General features: G+C 41.8%; 25 protein-coding genes. 1 reads left to right on the top strand and 24 read right to left on the bottom strand.

The annotated features are described in order from the left end of the window. Positions 1-594 precede the first annotated feature (594 nt). The 4 genes from EKN56_RS12880 to EKN56_RS12865 all read right to left on the bottom strand — a co-directional run bounded on the left by EKN56_RS12880 (position 595) and on the right by EKN56_RS12865 (position 5,529). Positions 595-1,101 carry a hypothetical protein gene (locus EKN56_RS12880; protein ID WP_130592147.1) on the bottom strand — a complete coding sequence of 169 codons (507 nt, stop codon included), beginning with the start codon at positions 1,099-1,101 and terminating at the stop codon, positions 595-597. A gap of 88 nt (positions 1,102-1,189) precedes the next feature. Beyond that, on the bottom strand, positions 1,190-2,353 hold the full coding sequence (locus EKN56_RS12875; protein ID WP_130592146.1) for a hypothetical protein: 1,164 nt from the start codon (positions 2,351-2,353) through the stop codon (positions 1,190-1,192). A gap of 105 nt (positions 2,354-2,458) precedes the next feature. Then, complete coding sequence (locus EKN56_RS12870; RefSeq protein WP_130592145.1) at positions 2,459-4,291, bottom strand: DNA topoisomerase III; 1,833 nt, start codon at positions 4,289-4,291, stop codon at positions 2,459-2,461. Between the two features lie 236 nt (positions 4,292-4,527). Next, complete coding sequence (locus EKN56_RS12865) at positions 4,528-5,529, bottom strand: ArdC family protein (RefSeq protein ID WP_130592144.1); 1,002 nt, start codon at positions 5,527-5,529, stop codon at positions 4,528-4,530. A 31-nt stretch (positions 5,530-5,560) separates the two neighbouring features. Here EKN56_RS12865 and EKN56_RS20930 point away from each other — a divergent pair, with 31 nt between their 5' ends. After that, positions 5,561-5,725 (top strand): hypothetical protein, encoded by a 165-nt coding sequence (locus EKN56_RS20930; protein ID WP_168189651.1) that lies wholly within the window; start codon positions 5,561-5,563, stop codon positions 5,723-5,725. A gap of 360 nt (positions 5,726-6,085) precedes the next feature. Here EKN56_RS20930 and EKN56_RS12855 read toward each other — a convergent pair whose 3' ends face one another. The 20 genes from EKN56_RS12855 to EKN56_RS12760 all read right to left on the bottom strand — a co-directional run bounded on the left by EKN56_RS12855 (position 6,086) and on the right by EKN56_RS12760 (position 20,009). Further along, a complete protein-coding gene (locus EKN56_RS12855) occupies positions 6,086-6,598 on the bottom strand; it encodes a DUF3577 domain-containing protein (RefSeq protein WP_112872064.1) in 513 nt (170 codons plus the stop codon). A gap of 381 nt (positions 6,599-6,979) precedes the next feature. Continuing rightward, on the bottom strand, positions 6,980-7,393 hold the full coding sequence (gene ssb, locus EKN56_RS12850) for a single-stranded DNA-binding protein (RefSeq protein WP_130592142.1): 414 nt from the start codon (positions 7,391-7,393) through the stop codon (positions 6,980-6,982). A gap of 2 nt (positions 7,394-7,395) precedes the next feature. Beyond that, positions 7,396-7,920, bottom strand: coding sequence for a DUF3158 family protein (locus EKN56_RS12845; protein ID WP_130592141.1), 525 nt, complete (start codon positions 7,918-7,920; stop codon positions 7,396-7,398). Further along, on the bottom strand, positions 7,917-8,744 hold the full coding sequence (locus EKN56_RS12840; protein ID WP_130592140.1) for a PFL_4669 family integrating conjugative element protein: 828 nt from the start codon (positions 8,742-8,744) through the stop codon (positions 7,917-7,919). Before EKN56_RS12840 ends, EKN56_RS12845 begins: the two co-directional genes overlap by 4 nt. 221 nt (positions 8,745-8,965) lie before the next feature. After that, the gene (locus EKN56_RS12835) at positions 8,966-10,174 is read right to left on the bottom strand and encodes an STY4528 family pathogenicity island replication protein (protein WP_130592139.1); all 1,209 of its coding nucleotides are present in this window, start codon (positions 10,172-10,174) and stop codon (positions 8,966-8,968) included. A gap of 45 nt (positions 10,175-10,219) precedes the next feature. After that, entirely contained in the window at positions 10,220-10,384 is a 165-nt protein-coding gene (locus EKN56_RS12830; protein ID WP_246020073.1) for a TraR/DksA C4-type zinc finger protein, read from the bottom strand. 31 nt (positions 10,385-10,415) lie between these two features. Continuing rightward, the gene (locus EKN56_RS12825; RefSeq protein WP_112872058.1) at positions 10,416-10,985 is read right to left on the bottom strand and encodes a DUF2857 domain-containing protein; all 570 of its coding nucleotides are present in this window, start codon (positions 10,983-10,985) and stop codon (positions 10,416-10,418) included. Then, positions 10,982-12,478, bottom strand: a complete 1,497-nt coding sequence (locus EKN56_RS12820) for a ParB family protein (RefSeq protein ID WP_130592137.1) — start codon at positions 12,476-12,478, stop codon at positions 10,982-10,984. The genes EKN56_RS12825 and EKN56_RS12820 overlap by 4 nt, the downstream gene beginning before the upstream one ends. Before the next feature lie 31 nt (positions 12,479-12,509). Further along, the gene (locus EKN56_RS12815; RefSeq protein WP_130592136.1) at positions 12,510-12,713 is read right to left on the bottom strand and encodes a helix-turn-helix transcriptional regulator; all 204 of its coding nucleotides are present in this window, start codon (positions 12,711-12,713) and stop codon (positions 12,510-12,512) included. 123 nt (positions 12,714-12,836) lie between these two features. After that, positions 12,837-13,790 carry a hypothetical protein gene (locus tag EKN56_RS12810; protein ID WP_130592135.1) on the bottom strand — a complete coding sequence of 318 codons (954 nt, stop codon included), beginning with the start codon at positions 13,788-13,790 and terminating at the stop codon, positions 12,837-12,839. A 471-nt stretch (positions 13,791-14,261) separates the two neighbouring features. Then, the gene (locus EKN56_RS12805) at positions 14,262-15,467 is read right to left on the bottom strand and encodes an integrase domain-containing protein (RefSeq protein WP_130592134.1); all 1,206 of its coding nucleotides are present in this window, start codon (positions 15,465-15,467) and stop codon (positions 14,262-14,264) included. Positions 15,468-15,936: 469 nt separating this feature from the next. Further along, positions 15,937-17,112 (bottom strand): site-specific integrase, encoded by a 1,176-nt coding sequence (locus EKN56_RS12800; RefSeq protein ID WP_130592133.1) that lies wholly within the window; start codon positions 17,110-17,112, stop codon positions 15,937-15,939. After that, complete coding sequence (locus EKN56_RS21275; RefSeq protein WP_130592132.1) at positions 17,073-17,279, bottom strand: excisionase; 207 nt, start codon at positions 17,277-17,279, stop codon at positions 17,073-17,075. The genes EKN56_RS12800 and EKN56_RS21275 overlap by 40 nt, the downstream gene beginning before the upstream one ends. Next, positions 17,266-17,979 (bottom strand): hypothetical protein, encoded by a 714-nt coding sequence (locus tag EKN56_RS12790; protein ID WP_130592131.1) that lies wholly within the window; start codon positions 17,977-17,979, stop codon positions 17,266-17,268. The genes EKN56_RS21275 and EKN56_RS12790 overlap by 14 nt, the downstream gene beginning before the upstream one ends. Before the next feature lie 74 nt (positions 17,980-18,053). Continuing rightward, on the bottom strand, positions 18,054-18,302 hold the full coding sequence (locus EKN56_RS12785) for a hypothetical protein (RefSeq protein WP_130592130.1): 249 nt from the start codon (positions 18,300-18,302) through the stop codon (positions 18,054-18,056). Further along, positions 18,299-18,520 (bottom strand): hypothetical protein, encoded by a 222-nt coding sequence (locus EKN56_RS12780; protein ID WP_130592129.1) that lies wholly within the window; start codon positions 18,518-18,520, stop codon positions 18,299-18,301. Before EKN56_RS12780 ends, EKN56_RS12785 begins: the two co-directional genes overlap by 4 nt. After that, a complete protein-coding gene (locus EKN56_RS12775) occupies positions 18,517-19,083 on the bottom strand; it encodes a beta clamp domain-containing protein (protein WP_130592128.1) in 567 nt (188 codons plus the stop codon). The genes EKN56_RS12780 and EKN56_RS12775 overlap by 4 nt, the downstream gene beginning before the upstream one ends. 1 nt (position 19,084) lies before the next feature. After that, positions 19,085-19,345, bottom strand: a complete 261-nt coding sequence (locus EKN56_RS12770; RefSeq protein WP_130592127.1) for a hypothetical protein — start codon at positions 19,343-19,345, stop codon at positions 19,085-19,087. Then, complete coding sequence (locus EKN56_RS12765) at positions 19,332-19,682, bottom strand: hypothetical protein (protein ID WP_130592126.1); 351 nt, start codon at positions 19,680-19,682, stop codon at positions 19,332-19,334. The genes EKN56_RS12770 and EKN56_RS12765 overlap by 14 nt, the downstream gene beginning before the upstream one ends. Positions 19,683-19,775: 93 nt before the next feature. Continuing rightward, complete coding sequence (locus tag EKN56_RS12760; protein WP_130592125.1) at positions 19,776-20,009, bottom strand: hypothetical protein; 234 nt, start codon at positions 20,007-20,009, stop codon at positions 19,776-19,778. Between the last annotated feature and the right edge of the window lie 2 nt (positions 20,010-20,011).

Raw genomic sequence — 20,011 nt, 5'->3', positions numbered from 1 at the left:
AAAGGGAGCAGAGAAGCCAGATTCGGTCTTTGTTTGGTTGGTTCAGACAGAGACAGTCATCAAGTTGTGCAAGTAAACAACTAGCGGGATTTTTGGAATAGAAAGAACTGTTTTCTCAATAAAGCAGTTTTATTTGGCTATAAAAGCGAAAGAAAGCGCCATTGCTGGCGCAGTGTTATATTTCGGTAAGTTGTCGCGGTAAAATTAGGCCCAAAAATTATGAATTATGCCCTCGCAGTCATTATCATCATTCCGATCCCCTGTGGGCTTGGATCGAATAGCAGGCGCTTACGCACAAACGGCACCATTTTTTTGCCGGTTGGTCCCGGCTGTAACAAGGAAGTTAGTCATGTGCAGATACACCGATAAGAATATCTGCACATGGCTAAGAACAGTTGATAAATAGTGAAATAAGCTTCGATTCCGAAGGAATTGCGCGTTCAACGAAGCTCGCGCTATGAGGAGGCAGCTAAAGTAATATTTAGCCCATATATGACTTGAACATTATAACAACTGAGACAGTGATTTTTATCATGAACTCACTTTCCAATAATAAGATTGAATATACTAGTAGCGAGGTGATCTGACAGTCAGTTAGGAACACGAGTGGACGTTATGTGTATTTTCCTGACTTAATAGTTGGTGATAAGCAAGCTCCATCTCTTCTATAAAATCTTTTCCGATGGTAGGAAAACCATAGGTGATAGGCTCTTTTTCTTTAATTTTAAATAATTTGTAGAGATGGCTTTCTTTCTTATTTGAAACATGGACAGAGGTAAATGGCCTGGTTCTTACAATAGCTTTGTTTAGCTTTTTGGCATCAATAATGTTGTATTGATCACCAGTTATATCAATGACAAATTCACCTATTTCTAACCAATAGTGAGTTATTTGATTATTTCTTCCAGTTGCTGCCGTAATACCTTTTAACTCAAGTTCTGGCCATAACGTTAGAAAATGATAGGCAAGAAGCATCGAAGAAAGCTTACAGCTCATAACCGGAAAATCGTCTATTACAAGATTGGTATTGGATTTATCACAATTATCGAGCAACGCTCGAAATTTACATGCTTCTTCTTTTATCTCATTAATCGTTATCATGATAGATATGCTCTTTGGCTACATATGATGCTCCAATAATAGGAGTTTTAGGAACGTAGAAAGTAAAATTTCTGAGAGCAATAGTTCGTTATACTTTTTTAAAAACGGCCCTAAAGTCAACCATATGCTCAGGAAATAGTAAACCAATCCTACCAGTTTTATGGTTAAATCCTAGTTGACCCTTTTCCATAATTAGTTCAACTTGTTTTTTTATATTAGCGTCAAGTTTGCTAAGAATATATTTAATGAAATCATCGACAATTTTCTTATCTTCATGTATGGCTTCAAACTTTACTGATCGCATTGACACTCCAATTGATTTATCCCAGAAGTCTTCATACTGGATAAAAAGAGGGACGCGTTTATTGAAGAAAACATCACCTATTGAAAGCTTATTAATCTCAACATTTCCATGCAGAAGATCGTTCCTTTCATTCATCAGAGTGTGAAATTTTTTACACTCTTCCGATGAATAATCAACAGCTGAATCAAACCCAATGCAACTGACATGTAATGATTGAATCCTTACGTCTATAGGTTGCCTAATCGTGTTTTTGAAAAGTCGTTCATTACTTTTTATATCTGCTCGACATAAAATAAACAACAGTAGGTTCACAAATGATTCAGCAAGGACTGGTAGCATTGACCGCAAGCCGAAAGCTAAACCCACAGCATAACTATACTTCTCTGATACAGTAGACCAACGCTCCTGATAGGTCGCCCATTCCTCATGAGAAGTAGCTTGTGGAACTTTGTCTTCCTGAGGATTGAGTTTAAGTTCGTCTAGTTTATTAAAATGAAGGTTTACAGCTGATTCAATGCGTTGATAAGGGTTGACAAACTGCGTCCACTTTTCAAGCTCTTTTCTAAGTTCGGATATTTTTTTACCATGATTTCCGATATCCGATTTTATCTGGGAAATAAAACTCTCGAGTGTAATTCCTTTACCTTTAAAATCACCAATCAAATGAACTTCGCTTCGAAAGTTTTGCCCTTGAATTGAAGTAAGTCCATATTCACCAGCAAGAGTCCATTCCCAATGAATGAGATTATCCGAATCATCAGAGCGAAGGAAATTCTGCATGCCATTTGGCGGACCATACTTTGCATATAGATAGCAGTAAAGATCCAACGGTTTTATCTCATTGGTGAACTCCCATATCTCGCCATTTTTTGGAAGCTTATTCCCTTGTAGAATTTTGACCAAGCATGAAGGATGAATTGCTTCCAAGTTTAAAAAATAATTTTCCATTTAGACTCCATATCAGCTATCAAACATAACAATTCAATTATAGGTTTTAATAGCATGGGCATAGGCCTATGATTCTTCAACCTTTAGGTGGCTAAGTAAAGGTAATTATTTTACGAGAGACTGCTGTTTAGCATATTCGACAATCTTGCCAATCCATACTGACTGCTTTGCCAGAAAATCATCAAGCTTAAGTTCCCCTGATGCAATACTATCGAGCGCCTGCTCCCATAGTGCAGTTGTACCAGGATCTTTAATGACATCAGGTATGGCATCAATCAACATTGTCGCGGTGTCGCTTGAGACTAGAAATCGCTTCTTTTTTACCAAATAGCCACGTTTTAGTAGTGTTTCAATAATACCTGCTCGGGTTGCTTCTGTACCAATACCGGCATTTTCCTTTAGTCGCTGTTTCAAGCGTTCATCAGTGACGAAACGAGCCGCATTCTTCATCGCAGCAATCAGTGTTCCGTCAGTGAAATGCTCGGGAGGTTTGGTTTTAAGGACGCGGATATCAACGTTGGTAACAGAACAGCACTGTCCATCTATCAAGGCAGGAATATTTTGTTCAATACCTAATTCTGAAGTGGAGTCATCAAAGTCTTTACTAAATAGCGTTTTCCAACCGGCAGCGATAATGACTTTGCCCTGGGCCCGAAACGATTGGTTGGCATTTGATAGCATGACCTGTGTTTTATCGCATTCATGGAGAGGGAAAAACTGTGCTAAGTAGTGGCTGCATATCAGGTTATAGACTTTTCGTTCTTCATCGGTCATTTTCCCTAGCTCGGTAGCCTGCATCGTTGGAATTATTCCATGGTGAGCGCTGATTTTTTTATCATTCCAAGCGCGAGATTTGAACTGGGGATTTAATCTAGTGGTCAACGGCTGTACCTGCGGGTCGGTTTTTATCATTGCTGCCAGAACGTGAGGAACTTCAGCAAACATTGATTCTGGCAGATAGCCACAGTCGGTCCTTGGATAGGTAGTCGCCTTATGGATTTCATACAGTGATTGGGCAATAGTCAGTACCTGCTGTGCCCCCATGCTCCACTTTTTAGAACACACTTGCTGAAGGGTTCCTAAGTCAAACGGTAAGGGTGCCGATTCCTTTGCCCGTTTGGTTTCTACCGAGCTAACAATAGCCTGCCCAGACTTTTGAACATGCTGACTGACTAATCTGGCTGCTTGTTCATGAATACAGCGATTATCTTCGTCGCTGACATTTTCTGGCGGGAGCCATTCAGCGATAAATGAATCAGTGCCGGTATTCAACGTTAAGAATAGCGACCAGAAGGGCTTTGGGATAAATGAAGTAATTTGTCTGTCACGATCTACGACCAGTCTCAGCGTTGGGGTTTGCACTCGACCGACCGAGAGGACGGTTTTTTGTAGCCCCGCATTGCGTCCGAGTAGGGTATAAACGCGGGTCATATTCATACCGACCAGCCAGTCTGCTCGGGCACGGCCTAATCCTGCTAAATATAGAGGGTAGGTTTCTGCATCTGATTTTAGTGACGATAATCCTTTGCGGATACTGACATCATCAAGCGCTGAGAGCCAGAGGCGCTGTGTTTTACCCTTGTACTGACAATATTCTAACAGTTGTCTGGCTATCGTCTCGCCTTCTCGGTCAGCGTCTGTAGCAATAATAACGGTAGTCGCTTTTTTAAGGAGTGACTGAATGACTTTAAACTGCTTTTTCGCTTCAGGCTTAACTGAGAGTTGCCATTGTTGCGGTATTATAGGCAACGACGCCATTTTCCATTGTTTATATTGTTCGCCATATCCTTCAGGGCCGGTCATTTCTAATAGATGACCGAAGGCCCAGGTTACAGTAACGCCATCGCCGACTATACAACCATCAGAGCGCTTTGTGGCACCAACAATTTTCGCGATATCCCGTCCCTGAGAGGGTTTTTCACATAAGAACAGTTTCATTGGCTTATTCCCAGATTATGGCCATTGTTCTGAAGAGTGTTAGCGGTTCTTCGTTAATTAAATAGGTGAAACTGTTTATTGGGTGAGCAAAAAATGGGCGCAGTGTGGATCTGCACCCGAACAGGTTAGGAACCTATGCATTATGGGAAGGATATAAATACAGCTTAGGTAGCCTAAACTCTTTTTTGGCGATAAAAGAAAAGGCCCATCATGATGATGAGCCTTATTAAGATGAGTTAAGCGGCCGACTGTTGCGCCATACCGTGGTGGTCTATCAGGTATTCAAAGGCCTCCCGAGCAAAGCGGCTGGCCCGGAATATGGCATGCTTATCTTCTTTCAGCGTTTTCAACCAAGAAGAGAGGTAGCTTTCATGTTGCACATCACCAAAAATACCCAGCTCGGTGCAAAGAAAGGCGCTGCCAATTTCGGCAATCAATTCTTCGAATCCGTAAACCGTATCGCCAAAACGCCGAGTTGTTGAGGTGATGCCTGCCCGGTTTAATCTAAGGGAATGACCGGTGGCATGGGTTAACTCATGGAGTACGGTAGACCAATAGTCAGCCTCGGTGAAGAATTGCTGGTGTTCCGGCATGACTATCTGGTCGGTTGCCGGACGATAGAATGCCTGATTTTGTGGATGAGACAGAAAGCTGACGCCTGTCTGGTTAATCATTGTCATGACTCGATTAAATGTTTGAGTATCAACAGCACCTTCATCGGTTTGTGGAGGAGAACTATCCGTTAGAGGGGAGGGTGGCGTACCCTTGATAGAATCGGGCAAACCATCACATTGTTCAATATTGAATAGTGGCATATGTTTGATAAAGGCTCGTTCAGCCTGAATTGGTTGACCTTGTTCATCTAAGAGCGGATGACCCTCTTTGTCCTGTAGTTCAACCTGGAAGGGTTTAAACAAGATAGCAAAATTAGCTAACTCGCCTTTCTTGACGTGACCGCCAGCGGCTTCAGCTTGCCGATAGGTGAGCCAACGATGTGAGTGAAAGCCGCATTCAGCAGACGCCATCCATAACAGCAGAACATTGACACCACTGTAACGGCGTCCTGTGATGGCATTGCATGGCATCATGTTACCGGCTTTGCCTTCGACAGATCGCCAGGGCTGTTTCCAAGGCGGTGTGCCTGACTCAAGAGCGGCAATGATTCTATCGGTTACAGCTTGATAGAGGTCGTTATGAGCTCCATTGGTACGTGTTATTGTGTGATTTTCTTGCGTCATAGGATACTCCAAATAAGGTGTACCCAGCCCGATGGCAAAAGTACACCATCAGGGTGAAAGGCGATTAAGTAAAACGGAGGTATTTAGTGAAATATCACCACCAGGCGTGAAAAACGAGGCGACTTTCGTCGAAATCAAACGTTTCCAGTATGTCATGAACCCATACCTTCACGTCATGGACGTCTTGCCAGTATGAATGATCATATTTTGTAGAACCGAAGAAAAACCCTTCAGTCGTCGGAAATTGTTCCCCACAGTTTTTAGGCGTTAGTTGGGTTAGATTATCGTACAACCGCTGTAGGTGTGACCGAGTAATATCAATATCAACACAGTTCTGGACAGGTTCTACGTGGGTATTAATCCAGTTTAAGAGCGCATTAACCTTACGAAAATAGCCAACATCGATAGGTTGTTCAGTAAGTTCACTTACCGGAGTAGTGGTGTTTTTTTGAAGCTCAAAAAAGTAAATGTCGAGTCCCATTTTATTTTCCTATTTAGGTAGTAAGCAGGGATATCCCGTAAGGGAGTGTCCCTGTGGGGTGAGTGAAATGAAGTATTAGGCCACTGCGTTGAGTGGTTTTGAGGAAGCGTTGATAGTCGATTCTATACAGCCAGCGGATATGGAAACGTTAGTATCACTGCTTACAACGTTGGCTTTTGGTAATTCCGACGTGGGGTTGTATATCGCTCGATAGACGCTTTCCCCATTAACGGAAATTGACGTGATGGCGATTAAACGGCCTTTGAGCGATATGCCGATTTCACCTTTCCTTTCGCCATTTTTATATTCAAACGTTTCTGCATACAGGTCACCAATGCGAAATGAAATGGTTACCCGTTGTTTATTGTCCAGTGCATCTTTGTATTGCCAAAGTAGGTTGGCCGCATCTTGGTTATAAACTCTGACATCGATATAGGTATATTCAACCGCATTAGACTCGCCTCTCATCGCGCTAATCGTACAGGCAGTGAAAGAAGAACCCTTTTTGGGCGTGACTTCACGCAGCCGGTTGACATAGCCAATACCCGTTGTGTGTAAATCAAAATAAGAGGTTAGTTTAGTTGTCATGATAGGTCTCCAGAGAAAAGAATTCAGAGCCACGTATCCCTATGGAAGAGTGTCTCCCGTAAGGAAAGTAAATAATGTGTGAAGTGAGCAACAGCCACGTTGGGTATCATAACGCGTAGCCCGTTTTTTCAGGTTGCATCGGGCCTGGGGGTGAGTCACATGCTGATGCATGGGTAGCTATAGGACTCTGACTACCGGGGCTGCCAGTGAATGGCAGTAGAAAGTCTGAGTAGTTAACAAAAAAAGACGGTAGTTGAGAAGGCAGAATTGATTTTCAGGATGGGGGAGTTTTTGAGATAAACCAACAAGGAAACATTAGGTGCAGGGCTAATGGGGCGTTGTAAGCAGATTCACTTACAACGCAGAGCTTGTCGATAAGGGTTAGTCCCTGCTTTCAGTCAACGGCAGTTCGTCAATTGGCGGACTTTCCGTTGGCGCATTGCTAGATTTAGAACCAAGCATTTGCATAAGGCCATGCATATCGATAACGACTTCTGTTGTCTGGCGTTCTGCCCCGATATTATCTTTCCATTTTCGGGTTCGTAGTTGTCCTTCAACATATATCTGAGATCCTTTTTTAAGATGCCGACCGGCAACCTCTGCAAGTCCGCCAAATATCACTATTCTGTGCCATTCAGTACGGTGACGTTGTTCACCGGCATCTTTATCTTTCCAACTTTCCGATGTGGCTAATGAGACAGTAGCAACTGCTCTGCCATCGGGCATATAACGAATTTCTGGGTCTTGCCCCAAATAGCCGATAAGACAGACTTTATTTAAATCACGATGAGCCATAATTATCTCCGCAAATTTTGGGATGGGGAAATGGGAAGAGATTTTGCTAACGAGTTTGCCGATAAGATTTTTTCTGAACACTCACGGGTTTGGCGAATAATAAAAGTGACTATCGACATCTGCATATTGAATATGATGCGGTCATGTTCAATGGCTAATAGAGCGGAGCGAACAGGTGCTGATATCGCAAGTGATTGTAAGTGTTCACCCCAGGCTAATGTTCCGCTTCTGTTATTTTCTTGATTGCGCCAGCGAAGGAAATTTGCACCAGATCGCGCTGGCCCACGGCAAAGTATTAATGGTAGGTAACGGATTGGGAATCGCCATGCTCGCTGAAGAATTTGGGTTTGTAGTTGCATTAGAACTACCCTCGCATCAAGAGCGTCCTGGGCCAGAAGATCCAGTTCCCCCTTACCCTTTAAAAGGCCTTTTAGCGAGCTTTTGTAAGCAATCGAATTATAGTCTTCGTAAGCAAGTGCTCGATATTCAGCCTTTGATAAATCAGGTGCTTTAGAGAGGTCGCTCATTTAGCTGCCTCATTATTTTCGGGAGGCGTGGTATCAATTTTGGCTCTTCGCTGACGAATTGGTGCTGGCGGGTTTCCTGTGATAGCTTCAACAACTGAAGTTGCTATTTCATCAGGCGTGCCCGCCGTATTTTCTTCTTCGACAGAGGTTAACGTAGTGCGTAGGATGGGGGGAGCATATTGGGAACGCCGAGTAGCATTGAGAATATCTACGGGTACAGGCCCATAATGTTCTTCTGCATCTTTAGCTCGTCTATGACCATCAATGAAATCTTGCCGGGTCACCGGAACGCGCTGATACTTCTGCGCCAGACTGTAAATGCTACGGATCATGCCGGAAGCGCGTTCCAGAAAATCCTTGGTATAAGTGCTGGAGCAGACCGCCATATGGTTGGCTAGCATCATTTTACGCGCTAATTGATCGAAGTCAGTCAGTAGATAGATCGCTATATAGCCAAGTTGTGCCGATACAAATAATGGAAATTTGGCCGGTTGGATACTCAGGCAGCTTTCGATATTAATCGTATCAGGTATTGCAACAAGGGCTTTTTCGGCTTCGTGTAGCAGTTCATTCATTTCGGTACGCGCTTCGAGTAAGCGCTCTTCGAGTTGTAGCATCCACATATCAGCATAGAGATTATTGCGAGCGGCATCCATTTTGATGGTATTCATAATGACTAAAAAACGAGGCATACCGATAATTGGATGTACTTTATCTTCGATAGAACCTCTTCGTCCTTGCCAGAGTTGGGTAGCCCGGTGAGTATGCAATTCGATGGTAATCGCACTGCGTAAGGGGCCGCTAGTAAGTTGGTAATCACTCATTTTTACCTCTGCGCCATGGCGCTCTGTTTAGTGTTGGAGCAGGGTGCAACTGGAAGATGTTTGCCGCAATGCGAAAATAGAGTTAGGAAATGGAACAATTTATGGCAAGGAGATAAATACGAACTCAAAGAACCAACAATCAAAATGGAAATATTGATAGGCGTAGCATTAAACCATTGGTGTAATGCTATGCCTATTTAAAGTTGTGTTTTTGATAGTTATTACCTTCCTTTGACCAGTTTGATCCGGTTTTTAATCTCGTTAAGGATTGCTAAGACATTTTGTGGATCGCTGCTACGGAATGTGTCTTGTTCTACCGGATGATGTGAGGTGGAAATTGGCGGTGAAATGGCCGATGAATGCTTACTTAACGCATTGAACTCACCCTTTTTAGCGCGTTTCAATGTTGCCAAGAGGTAGGCGGCTGGATTTTGTATGCCGCCGCGACTAATTCGAGCCGCAGTATCATCTAGTACCGCTTGTGCCAATGCTAAATCGAGTTGATGAGTAATTTGCTGCACTAATTGGATTTCGTGTGCCTGTAATGCAATAACTTCTGGCCATTGCAGTTTGCCGTTCGCGCGCGGTACTTGTAGTTTTCTTTTTTTACTACTCTGTAATGTAGTACTGGAGTCTTGTAGTAAGACCGTTGTTTTTTTGTTTGATTTTAAAGAAGTATTTCTATTTGTAGCACTTGGTTCTTTATTAAAACAGGGTGATTTAGGCTGAGTCTTGCTATAAGACTTAGCACTAAAATTAGGGCTTTTATGCTTGGTTTCCTGAGCAGACTGGGTCATTGCTTGTTCTTGCTGCCAGATGATTCGTTCTTCAATTAAACTCATCCGTGACGATAAGTATTTTAAGGTGCCATCACTGTGAATGGTGACCAATAGCTCCTCTGCGACAGAGCGTAAACGTGGATTAGCATGACAGATGCAATGCGCCAGTAATTTTAAATAGTCAGGATCGAACGTTTGGGCATCTAACAACGTTAGCGGTTCATCATGTAGTACATAGATATTGCCGAGTATACGGCCATTTCTTTTATCCCTAGCGCGATGACATAGGCTTAGCCATCGAGTAAGGCGTAATGTTAACAGCGTCAAGCTGACCGTACTTCTGGAGGCCTTTTCTTTTACGGGATAATTAGATAATTGTATTTGTAGCTCATCGTAAGAAGGGAAGGCTGCACCGGTATTATTATCGGTGGCGTGTAGGCGTATGAGCTGCCAGGCGAATTTTTCCCGTGGGTTTAGGATACTATCCAGTAATAATCGGCGAGGAACGACATCGTGTAAATTGCCAAGAAAAATGAGGCTGTCCCAGCGAGAATGATTCGAATTTGATGGTGATGCTTTAACGTCAGCACGTTGCAATAGCCGATCTGTTGCATGATCAATAAACGCTGCAAGTGTTGACGTCGGTGACATGACAAACTTTCTCCATAACAAAATTAGCCCCCGCCCTATATATATTCATCGGGATACTTCTCTTAAGGTTTGGCACTCAATACAAAGCGATACCCCGGGTAAGATTTGTCGACGTTTAGCGGGGATAGGGGCATTGCATTCGATGCATAAATGTGACGATGACTCATTAGAAACGCATAGTCGTACGCGTTCTATTTGTATCGTGAGCATCAGTTCATAGATATCACTGTCTCTATCGATATCATCCATTGTCAGACTCATCCTTTGCCCAAATAACGATTCGATTCCATACGACGGTGAGTGATATAGGGTTATCGTCAGAGGATATCTTTTCAACAATTTCAATCATTTTGTCTAATGCGTCGAGGGAGTAGATCTTGTCAGGAGGTGATTGCTGCCAATGTTCCCAGATTTTCGCATCATCGGCTTCATTAGGGATCTGTGTTCGGCCTTGGGGAATATGAATGCCCATTAATCGCCGTCTGGCACTGATTTCGTTCGATGACATGCCAAAAAATTTATTGAGAAGCTCGATGGAACCACCGAGTGATATCGCTTTTTCAATACGTTGTTGCAGAAAAATCTCTTGTTTTGCCTGAGCTAACATTTTCCGAAGAACTTCATGTTGAACCGTTACAGACATAAATTGTGCGGCAGACCGACTCAGGCAAAATAGCTCATCCATGGTGAGTTGGTTAAGCTGGTTTAGCTCGCTATGAGTAAAACCTAACGATTCACAGTGCCTAATGTTTCCATCTTTAAGCGCTCTTAAAACCTGAGTCAAAATCGAGTGGTTAATTGACGAGATCATAGTTGCACCTCCATCAGTTGTTTTTCTCTCAAGCGGCGTATTATTCGGATTAATCGGAATAAATTGATGACGAACTCATCTGGCCAACCTGGTGCGGTGGTGGAGTCACCTAACAATAGAGAGCGCCAAAGCACATGCGTGCTGGGATTATCAGTACTGGATAAAAATGATAGAACCTGCCAGCAACTCTTTGCTTCATTTGATGCATCTTTGTTGAGTTCTGAAAGCTCAAAGCCTGTAAGTGAGGAGTCAGCAGATGTGGGAGTGATAAGATTTTCAATGCCGCAGGACGTTGCTATTTCCCATGCCAGACGGTCTGACATTGACATCAATGATTCAGGGTAATCGAATAGAGGGTCTATATCCCAGAGTGTATTAGACGGCTTAACCGATTCATTGCAAACTTGAGTATTTGTAGAGACGACAAGCTGGGAGGAATATTCATTTGCTTGCAAAGGTTGTGGGCTATCGTTAGGACTTTCTTCTGGCTCCTGCCACTGTTGTTCTTCTCTTAGCTCATCAGACTCATCAATATCTAAGGCTGAATCATCAGAAGCGGTAGATAGTTCAATACAGCTTTCTAAGTCTACTTCAGCAGTACTGATATGCTCTGGAACGTTGGCAATCGCTACAATTGGTTCAGTCGGCGGCCCAAATAACGTTTGCCGTTTTTGCTCTGATGCATCGGTATTGAGTGCTAATAAATTGTAATCAACCCCAAGCGCTTGGCTCATCATGCCAAGTAATTCATCTTGAACATGAGAATGAGAAAAACCTTCAATAGGGCCGTTAAAGGGGGTTAGTGACATAGAAAAAATATCGTCAAAATTTTCACCAAGCTGGCGACCTTCACTGTAAATATTCCATAAGTTTTCAGCATTTGTTCGCAGCGAAAGAAGTTTCTCAATTTGGGGTCTACCTAAACCTCCATACAGCGTTTCCGGGATATGGGGAAGCAGAAACTCAATTGATTGCAGCATTTTACCGATATGCTGTTGAATTGCTGGGTAGCCGTCATCGCGAAGCTTTCGTGCCAACATATTTTGTGATAGTTCAGTTTTCTCTTCTTGTTCATATAAGTCTTTGGCTCTGGCAATGCCCAGAGCCCGTTCGATAAATGTTAATCGACCATGTAAATCGCTTTCGGCTAAATGTCCGGTCAGGCAACGTAAATTACCTCGTAACACGTTATTTGATTCGGGCCAAGAACGAAATAAGCAGTAAATATTGAAATATGACTCATTGTGGGTCTCTTGCCATAGTTCATTCAATATGGCTAATCGAGTATTCCCGCCATTAGCTATAATGAAGAACTCCTCATCGGGGCGTTGGGTTATCTGTGGCGGATTATCCAATCCTCGATAGCGGATTGATTCTTTAATTTCATCGTAAAAAGGGTTACGGATGATTCTAGGGTTTAGGTCAAAGGGCCTGAGTTGATCTAACGTGACCAGTCGGGGGGATTCTATCGGGTGGTATGTTTCCTTTTTCATGTAAAACCTCTTAAATAGCAATGAAATAGAGTTAGTTGGAAATCACACCCCGGCTTTCGGAGATTTTAATATTTATCCACTCATCTATTTCTTGCTCCAACCAAGCGACCGCAGTTGGGCCAATTTTGATTGATGAGGGAAATTGCTTTTCTTTCATGTGCGCATAGATCTGGGATTTACATAGCCCCGTCTTTGCTCGAACTTGAGCTAAACGTAATAATTTTTGAGATTCCATATCAGTACCTCTAAGTGCAAAAGGGTAGTAACTCTAATGAGTGCCTATACTGAATCATAGAAATGCTGATAAATTAATCAGTTAAGGTCGAGTTAAGGTTTTTCAAACCCGTATTACGGATTCTTAAACAACGGGGGATCCACGGCTGAGTGCTTTCTTGAGTGTGTCACCACTGAGTTTGTCACTAATACCATCTTCTTTTGCCCAAACTTCAAATAACGCGAGTAGCTTATAAGGGTGTTGGATAAGCTCTGTGCCAATCAATGGATTGTTTTTGCATGCAAGCCACAAAAAGCGAGCTAAAGGGGATGACATCCGGCTCTCTGGTTTATCTGTTACATTTATTGCGCTATGTTTAGCAATGAACTTATCAACGTATTCTTTTTTAATCACGAAGAAGGCATCGTTAGGTAATTGATATAGAGGGAAGAACATCTTTGTTTTAAGTAACTTCTTTATGGAAATTGAGCGGCAATTTTTGATACGATTTGCAGCTCTAAAAATAAGGTGTTCAGAATGTTCTAGTTTTTCTAGTTGGGTTTGAATTCTGTATTTGACCGTGTTTCTTTCAAAAACCTGATAAGTATTGTGATTGCTATCATGAACTAATACACCACAGTGATATTGGTATTGACCGATGATAGGGGCGGGTAAACCAAGTGAGCGAGCAAGTAGTTTTTGAATAACAATACTTTCTACACCTATAAGTTTTGTATCCCAAATAAAGTCAATTGGAAATATAAATTCTCCTTCAGTATGCGCAATTGCATCACAACATTTACTTCTATAATATTTATAATCTATAGGGTTAAGAAAACACAGTTTATACAACAAGTTGTGATTGTCGATATCTCTTTTTAAAATAGCATTATTCTCATTAACTATTTTCTTCAAAATAACAGGTGATTGAAAATATATGGATAACGTTATTTCACTGTTAAGTGCGAATCTATATATATTGCTTTCAGTAAGCGATAAATTGCATGATTTATTAATTAAGTATATTGCCTCTCTAATTGTTAACCATTCAATAGCTTTAGGAACAGCGGGTGTATTAAGCTCATCACATACAGACATAAAGACTCCTTTTAACGGCTAGGTTTAAGATAACTTCATGAAAATTCAATAAATGGAACGCTAATGTACTAATTATATGGCGATAGCACGATTTGAAACTCTATATAGGATGATTATGTTTGGTAATGTGAGCGCAGTTGGAAAAAATCGAGTTGATGTAACCAATGCGTTGCTATGATGCGGTTTAAACCTATAGGTGTTGCTCTGCTGATTGTGAGATGATTTTTATATATAATATTGGGCATGTGTTTATTTCTTATTAATATCTTAAATGATATTTGTTTCTTTTTTATATTAATAAAGTTATCGGTAATTAAAATTAGGATGTTATCGTATATTGTATTTTAATAAATATAATTTATCTCTTTATGGATGACCAATGAATTTCGATTAAATTATGCATGGTTAAAAAAGGCAGGTAATTTGCTGCCTTCTTTTTAAACTTAAAATTAATTATTTCAGATCGGGACTTTAACTAGCTTCTTGAACTTTATTTCCCCACCATGCCATGAGTTCTTTACGTTGCTCAAGGTAGGTTGAACGATTATAAGAACGACGAACATCATTCTGATCCACATGGGCTAACGCTGCTTCAATAACGTCTGGATTCCATTCAGCTTCATTCATTGCAGTACTAGCTATTGAGCGTAAACCGTGTGCAACAAGCCTTCCACCCCATCCGATTCGTTTTAATGCCGCATTAGCCGTTTGGCTATTCATCGGTTTTCCTGGGTGAATTCTGCTTGGAAATACGTATGAGTATGCTCCACTAATTGGTTTCATTCGTTCCAGTATCTTTATTGCCTGAGGAGATAAAGGCACGGAATGGGCCCGGCGCAGTCCTGTTCTGCCTTTCATATTCTCCGCCGGGATATGCCAAATAGCTTGTTCAAGATCGATATTTTCCCATCGAGCGTTGACCGCCTCATTGGGTCTGATTAACGTTAGCATTTGCCATTCAATTAAATATCTTGTCGTCAATGACAGGTTAGATAACCTAATTGAGGACATCAGTTCTGGTAATAATTCAGGCCTAATAGTTGGGAGGTTTTTTTTGAGCGGCTTTTGAAATGCTTTAGCAATACCGGAGGCAGGATTAGCATCTAACAAACCAACATTCATCGCATATATCATTATTTCATTAATGCGTTGTATTATCCGACGCAGTGTTTCAAGCGCACCTCTCTCTTTTACCGGCTGTAATATGTCAATGAGCTTTCGGGCTGAAATTTCGCTGATGGGGATATTTTGGATCGCGGGTATAACGTCATTTTCTAAAGAGCGCCACACATCTAACGCATAATCTTCAGTGACCGTTTCTTTCTTTAACTCAAACCATTCCTTAGCTACATTGAGGAAGATACTTGCCTCTAATACTTTTTGTTCCTCTTTATCCGCCGTTTCTTTAACTTTAGGATCGATACCACTCGCCAGCATCGATAAATAAGTTGCTCGTAGCTCTCTTGCCTGGGCTATTGAAATAGAGGGGTAAGACCCTAAACTAATTCGGTTCCTTGCGTTGCTGTAAGGGCGCTTATAACGAAAGTGCCAGTATTTATTGCCGGTAGGTGATACGACCAAGCTAAGACCATTACCATCTGAAAGAGAAAACTCTTTAGTTGCGGGTTTAGCTTTACTCACTTCTGCATGGGTTAAAGGACGAGTAATGATAGCCATGGCTAGCTCCTAACGTTGACAGTGAGAGGGAGTGGGTTAGTACTCAGTAGTGCCTGAGGACGCTGAGGCAAACCGTCGTAATCATCTGTGGCGTAAGTAATTTCAGCTATACGAAACTGAATTTGGGCCCAAGAAAATTGATGTGTCAGATGTTGGGCCGATATCTGGGCCGATTTTTTGTAGAATGGTGTGGATGCATATGGACTAATATGGACATAAAAAAACCGTATCCTCTTGAAGAAGATACGGTTTCCTGTACTTTTAAGGACTTGTCTGGACGTCCTTGGAAGGTTATGTGGTGGAGCTGGCGGGAGTTGAACCCGCGTCGTTTAAGGGTTAATAATTTGATAAATAAGAAGTTAATTGATTTTTTCTCTTGCGCGTATCCTTCGCGTACTCTCTGGTGTCCTTGTGCTGTCTTATTAAATCAGTGGGTTACATTTTATTGATAACGTTTATTTTCACCAGTTCAACTTCCAGTTAAGGAGTTGAACTGGCGTCCGGAATTCCCTGCATACTCCGCCAAGTATGAACCATAATGCCTAAATAGCATTTCAGGTCCTTTATGCCCCATTTGAGATGATAGCCAGAACAGGTTCACGCCTCGGCTGATGTGCATTGTGGCAAAGGTATGTCTTGTTTGGTAAGGATTACGATAGCGAACACCAGCTTTCTTTAGAGTTGGTACCCATGCCTTCTTTCTGATTGCATCAGCTCCGGCCCATGGTAGGCCTGTTTTTGGATCAGAGAATATATAGTCACTGTGTAAAAACGTGAATTCTTTTTGAGCATTAAGCGCGGCAATAGCATCTTCATTTAATTCAATCATCCTCCTCCCGGCCTTTGTCTTTGTTCCTTTTTCTATACCAACTACTGATGCATTTTTCACAGCGGCTAATTCGTTTATAAAGTCGATATTCGACCAACGCAGCGCGCATAGTTCAGAGCTTCTCATACCAGTATTTAAAGCGAACTTAAATAAATTAGACCATTGTCGATATGTTGTTGCAGATAATATTGCTGTTACTTCTTTAGGTGTGAATGGGTCAACTTCATAGTCATCTTGTTTTACGTCACTTGTATTCTTATATCTTGCAGCAGATATTTGGGCTACAGGATTTATGGACAATAATCCGTCTGTAACTGCTTCATCAATTGCAGAACGGAAGAAAGATAGGCGGTTCCGGATAGTTTTAATTGTTGTGTCTTGATTCTGAACCCATCCCTTAATCATTGCCGGCGTTAGTTCGGCAACTAAAACTTCATGCATAGCAGACAATGAGCTTAAACACTTGCGATAACCGCCCAATGTAGAAGGGGACAGGTTTCGATTCTCACAAATCAATAGGTAGTCATTGAGGTACTGTTTTACTGTTTTAAACGATTGGCTATTACCGAAAATTTTTAGTCTGGTTGATTTGGGGAAATGATCTGCATAGTTAAAGGTACCACGCTCAATTTTATTATGTATTTCCCCAAGTAACCGCTCCGCATATTTAATGTTCTTTGGTGTTACATCAAGGTTAGAGAGGGGCTCTCTACATTTAACCCCTCTGTAGGTGAATGCAATATTGATCGTACTACCTGAACGGTGCTTCCTGACGGTTATTCCCCTGGGTAAGTCTTTTTGTTCGTTCTGGCCCACTTTGCTACCTCCACTAAATCAATCCATCGTTCCTTCACTCCTTCTATTTTTAAAACATGGACACCCTCAATCCATAACCCTCTTTGTATCCGTTTGTTAACGGCATCAGCAGTTTCGCCCGTCATTTGGTAGTAGGTTGTTAACGGAACGCAATCAAGAGATAACATTTTTAACCTCTCCATCTAAAATCACTTTCAGCCTAACCAGAACGTCTTTAAGCTCATTTAGTCGCTTAAATTCCACGCGAGCTTCTTCCATTTTTCTTTCGATACAGGCTATCGTTGGTAGCGTCACGGTTTGTGTCTCGCCGGCAACTGATAACAGTGTTCTGCAAGTGGCCTGAATATCCATGCTTTCAGGGGCTGATCCCTCTGATGGCGTGATTTCAACGGTGGCCACCTTGTAAAAATTACGCCCATCGATTTTACGGACGGAAATCTTCCCGCTTTTAACGTCATGAGATAATAGTCCGCTAATGCTTTTTAATGGGACGTTTGCACGTTCAGCCAGGTCATTAGCTGTAATTTCGGTATTGATATTGTTCAGCACTGAACGACACCGTTCCGTTGGCCCAAGACCGGATTTATTAACTACACGGACAGTTGATTTTTCTTCCAGCTCGGCTTTAATTCCTGCTGGTGCTGGTGCTGGTGCTGGTGCTGGTGCTGGTGCTGGTGCTGGTGCTGGTGCTTCATCAGCCAGACGATACTTATCACCATCACGGATAACGGTTTCACGTCTGAGTAATGCGGTAAGCATGGCATTCACCATACTTTCTTTATAGTCAAGATGGCCTGCCAGTGTCTCTACATCACAGGCGCCTAATATTTCGAGCGCTTCAACTACAGGTGATTTTTTAATATTCATTTTATTTTCCATTCTTTAATCTGCACAACTACGCTACGATCCTTGTGGGGCGCGGTGTCTTGTGATATAGACGATTAATCGACCACTTCTGCCTTTCTCTGGCGTTTCTTTTTCGGCTTTTTAATTGGCGTCAGCTTTATTTCGGAAACTTTAGGTCTGTCCGGTGGAGGCTCGTAAATGCCATTTCGCATTCTGCGTCTGGTGTTCATGCGCCATACATGGTGCGCTGTCCAGTCGCAACCATCATCGACAATTAAAGTGCTCCGGATGATTACATCGTCAATATCCACCATGCCGCAGTCGTTTGTTTCTATGTCGGTCATCGCTCTATCTCCCTTATTGCGAGTTTGTAGGCTCGCATTACCGCTGGTGTTTTCCCCTTAATAACGGTGGTGAGGAAGAAAAAGCCACTTCGTCTCATAGTGACATTAGCTCTCAGTAGGACAGCATCAACAACGCGGTTATGTCTTCTAAACTCAAAGGCTGTACTGGTTATGGTTAGCGTTGCAATGCTGCCCTGATCTTGGTATTCAAATTTCATCCTAAGAACTCCTTAACTACTTCAAAGGCACTATCACGGCAGGGCATTACGACAAACTTTGGATTGCCATACATGCTATTGACTGTCGTATCGAATTTGATGAGAACGGCGCTCTCTTTGCCTGATGGCAGCAACTGCATAGGGATAAATTTCCGTTCTCGCCCGAACATCTTCTCTGGGTAACTAAGAAGTCCAGCCTGGACTACGGGGTTGATGTTGTGGTCTACCATTGTTGGTACGACGCGATCCAGATCGGGAAAACGTCCATCCAGCAGCTTTATGGCGGTAAACCCTATACGTTGTCCATGAGCGTCATAATGCGTCGCAAGCAGTGACTTCCCGAATGTCAACTCGGTCATGTCGGCCCTAACAGGAATGTGACCAATAAACTGAACAATGATATTTCGGCGAGTGTTAATACCGTGTTCAAGACGTAAGGCAACGTGACCATTAGTTGCCTCAATATATTTAGGCGTAATGTGAATACCATTTAAATAATAGCGGGCGTCATTTTTGGCAACGCATACCAGCGCTGCACGGAGCATTGCAGATTTAATTTTCATTTTAGTTATTTTCCTCACTGGTAAATCCCATAATTAAACCGAGAGTGAATGACAATTTGCGGATAGCTTCATCATCTTCAAAATGCTTTTCTAATAAATAATTCACGCGAACCTTAAACTCTTCTAATGAGTTGGATTTATTTATCAATAATTCATAATCCTCATACTTAATATATTCGCCATTTTCACTTTCACGCATTAATAGACCTTCGTGACTCAATGAAACATGATAATCAGGTGTGTAACGTTTAATCTTTTTCATTAGCTAATGCCTTTTGATGTAATCGTTCTGCAATTAATTCTGTGATATAACCAAAAAAATCCTTTCCTTCTTTGGTTATATTCCCGTCTCTGGTATATAGCGCTGCATATGCTGATATTATTTGTTCATCAGACATCTTCATTAATCCCTTACATACCTTGTTTTCATACAAGTTGAGTAACGCGCTATTTAATACCTGCTTATCCAAATCAATTTGATATTCCGCATCCTCTATAATTCTGATGCAGGAAGGGGATTTGCTTTTACTTTTTAAATAATGAAAAACAGAATCAATAAAAGCCTTTCTTCTTCTTTCAAGTAAAGAAACTTTTTCCATTTTGTATTTCTCATATTTGGGCTGAGTTTTTCCTCAGCCGTTAAGCTGTAATTAAATTTAATTAATAAAGTTTTTAATTAATTTGTTAGCGCGTTATTTTTCCTTGTGGCATATATCGAGTTCTCTAAGCTCATCGCCATAATCTTTAGGGAGCACGGAAAATAACGAGTGATTAGTTGAATCAATCCGATCATCATTCAGTGCTGTATTTGTTTTATTAATGGCTTCCTGTGCATCAGTCGCTGATACTGTCATCTGTAATGGGTGTCTGTGACCACACGGATAATCACCAAGGTAAGTAACAATATATTTAATATATTGCTGCATGA

Origin of the sequence: Limnobaculum zhutongyuii (assembly GCF_004295645.1) — a bacterium.
GTDB classification, from domain to species: Bacteria; Pseudomonadota; Gammaproteobacteria; order Enterobacterales; family Enterobacteriaceae; genus Limnobaculum; species Limnobaculum zhutongyuii.
The sequence above is the reverse complement of the archived record's forward strand: the minus strand, read 5'-3'. Positions and strand labels throughout refer to the sequence as shown.

What these genes read in the sequence shown, in the direction of transcription:
- EKN56_RS12880 (WP_130592147.1), bottom strand. Translation starts at nt 1,101, where the DNA reads ATGATAACGATTAATGAGATAAAAGAAGAAGCATGTAAATTTCGAGCG.
- EKN56_RS12875 (WP_130592146.1), bottom strand. Translation starts at nt 2,353, where the DNA reads ATGGAAAATTATTTTTTAAACTTGGAAGCAATTCATCCTTCATGCTTG.
- EKN56_RS12870 (WP_130592145.1), bottom strand. Translation starts at nt 4,291, where the DNA reads ATGAAACTGTTCTTATGTGAAAAACCCTCTCAGGGACGGGATATCGCG.
- EKN56_RS12865 (WP_130592144.1), bottom strand. Translation starts at nt 5,529, where the DNA reads ATGACGCAAGAAAATCACACAATAACACGTACCAATGGAGCTCATAAC.
- EKN56_RS20930 (WP_168189651.1), top strand. Translation starts at nt 5,561, where the DNA reads ATGGCAAAAGTACACCATCAGGGTGAAAGGCGATTAAGTAAAACGGAG.
- EKN56_RS12855 (WP_112872064.1), bottom strand. Translation starts at nt 6,598, where the DNA reads ATGACAACTAAACTAACCTCTTATTTTGATTTACACACAACGGGTATT.
- ssb (WP_130592142.1), bottom strand. Translation starts at nt 7,393, where the DNA reads ATGGCTCATCGTGATTTAAATAAAGTCTGTCTTATCGGCTATTTGGGG.
- EKN56_RS12845 (WP_130592141.1), bottom strand. Translation starts at nt 7,920, where the DNA reads ATGAGCGACCTCTCTAAAGCACCTGATTTATCAAAGGCTGAATATCGA.
- EKN56_RS12840 (WP_130592140.1), bottom strand. Translation starts at nt 8,744, where the DNA reads ATGAGTGATTACCAACTTACTAGCGGCCCCTTACGCAGTGCGATTACC.
- EKN56_RS12835 (WP_130592139.1), bottom strand. Translation starts at nt 10,174, where the DNA reads ATGTCACCGACGTCAACACTTGCAGCGTTTATTGATCATGCAACAGAT.
- EKN56_RS12830 (WP_246020073.1), bottom strand. Translation starts at nt 10,384, where the DNA reads ATGCTCACGATACAAATAGAACGCGTACGACTATGCGTTTCTAATGAG.
- EKN56_RS12825 (WP_112872058.1), bottom strand. Translation starts at nt 10,985, where the DNA reads ATGATCTCGTCAATTAACCACTCGATTTTGACTCAGGTTTTAAGAGCG.
- EKN56_RS12820 (WP_130592137.1), bottom strand. Translation starts at nt 12,478, where the DNA reads ATGAAAAAGGAAACATACCACCCGATAGAATCCCCCCGACTGGTCACG.
- EKN56_RS12815 (WP_130592136.1), bottom strand. Translation starts at nt 12,713, where the DNA reads ATGGAATCTCAAAAATTATTACGTTTAGCTCAAGTTCGAGCAAAGACG.
- EKN56_RS12810 (WP_130592135.1), bottom strand. Translation starts at nt 13,790, where the DNA reads ATGTCTGTATGTGATGAGCTTAATACACCCGCTGTTCCTAAAGCTATT.
- EKN56_RS12805 (WP_130592134.1), bottom strand. Translation starts at nt 15,467, where the DNA reads ATGGCTATCATTACTCGTCCTTTAACCCATGCAGAAGTGAGTAAAGCT.
- EKN56_RS21275 (WP_130592132.1), bottom strand. Translation starts at nt 17,279, where the DNA reads ATGTTATCTCTTGATTGCGTTCCGTTAACAACCTACTACCAAATGACG.
- EKN56_RS12790 (WP_130592131.1), bottom strand. Translation starts at nt 17,979, where the DNA reads ATGAATATTAAAAAATCACCTGTAGTTGAAGCGCTCGAAATATTAGGC.
- EKN56_RS12785 (WP_130592130.1), bottom strand. Translation starts at nt 18,302, where the DNA reads ATGACCGACATAGAAACAAACGACTGCGGCATGGTGGATATTGACGAT.
- EKN56_RS12780 (WP_130592129.1), bottom strand. Translation starts at nt 18,520, where the DNA reads ATGAAATTTGAATACCAAGATCAGGGCAGCATTGCAACGCTAACCATA.
- EKN56_RS12775 (WP_130592128.1), bottom strand. Translation starts at nt 19,083, where the DNA reads ATGAAAATTAAATCTGCAATGCTCCGTGCAGCGCTGGTATGCGTTGCC.
- EKN56_RS12770 (WP_130592127.1), bottom strand. Translation starts at nt 19,345, where the DNA reads ATGAAAAAGATTAAACGTTACACACCTGATTATCATGTTTCATTGAGT.
- EKN56_RS12765 (WP_130592126.1), bottom strand. Translation starts at nt 19,682, where the DNA reads ATGGAAAAAGTTTCTTTACTTGAAAGAAGAAGAAAGGCTTTTATTGAT.
- EKN56_RS12760 (WP_130592125.1), bottom strand. Translation starts at nt 20,009, where the DNA reads ATGCAGCAATATATTAAATATATTGTTACTTACCTTGGTGATTATCCG.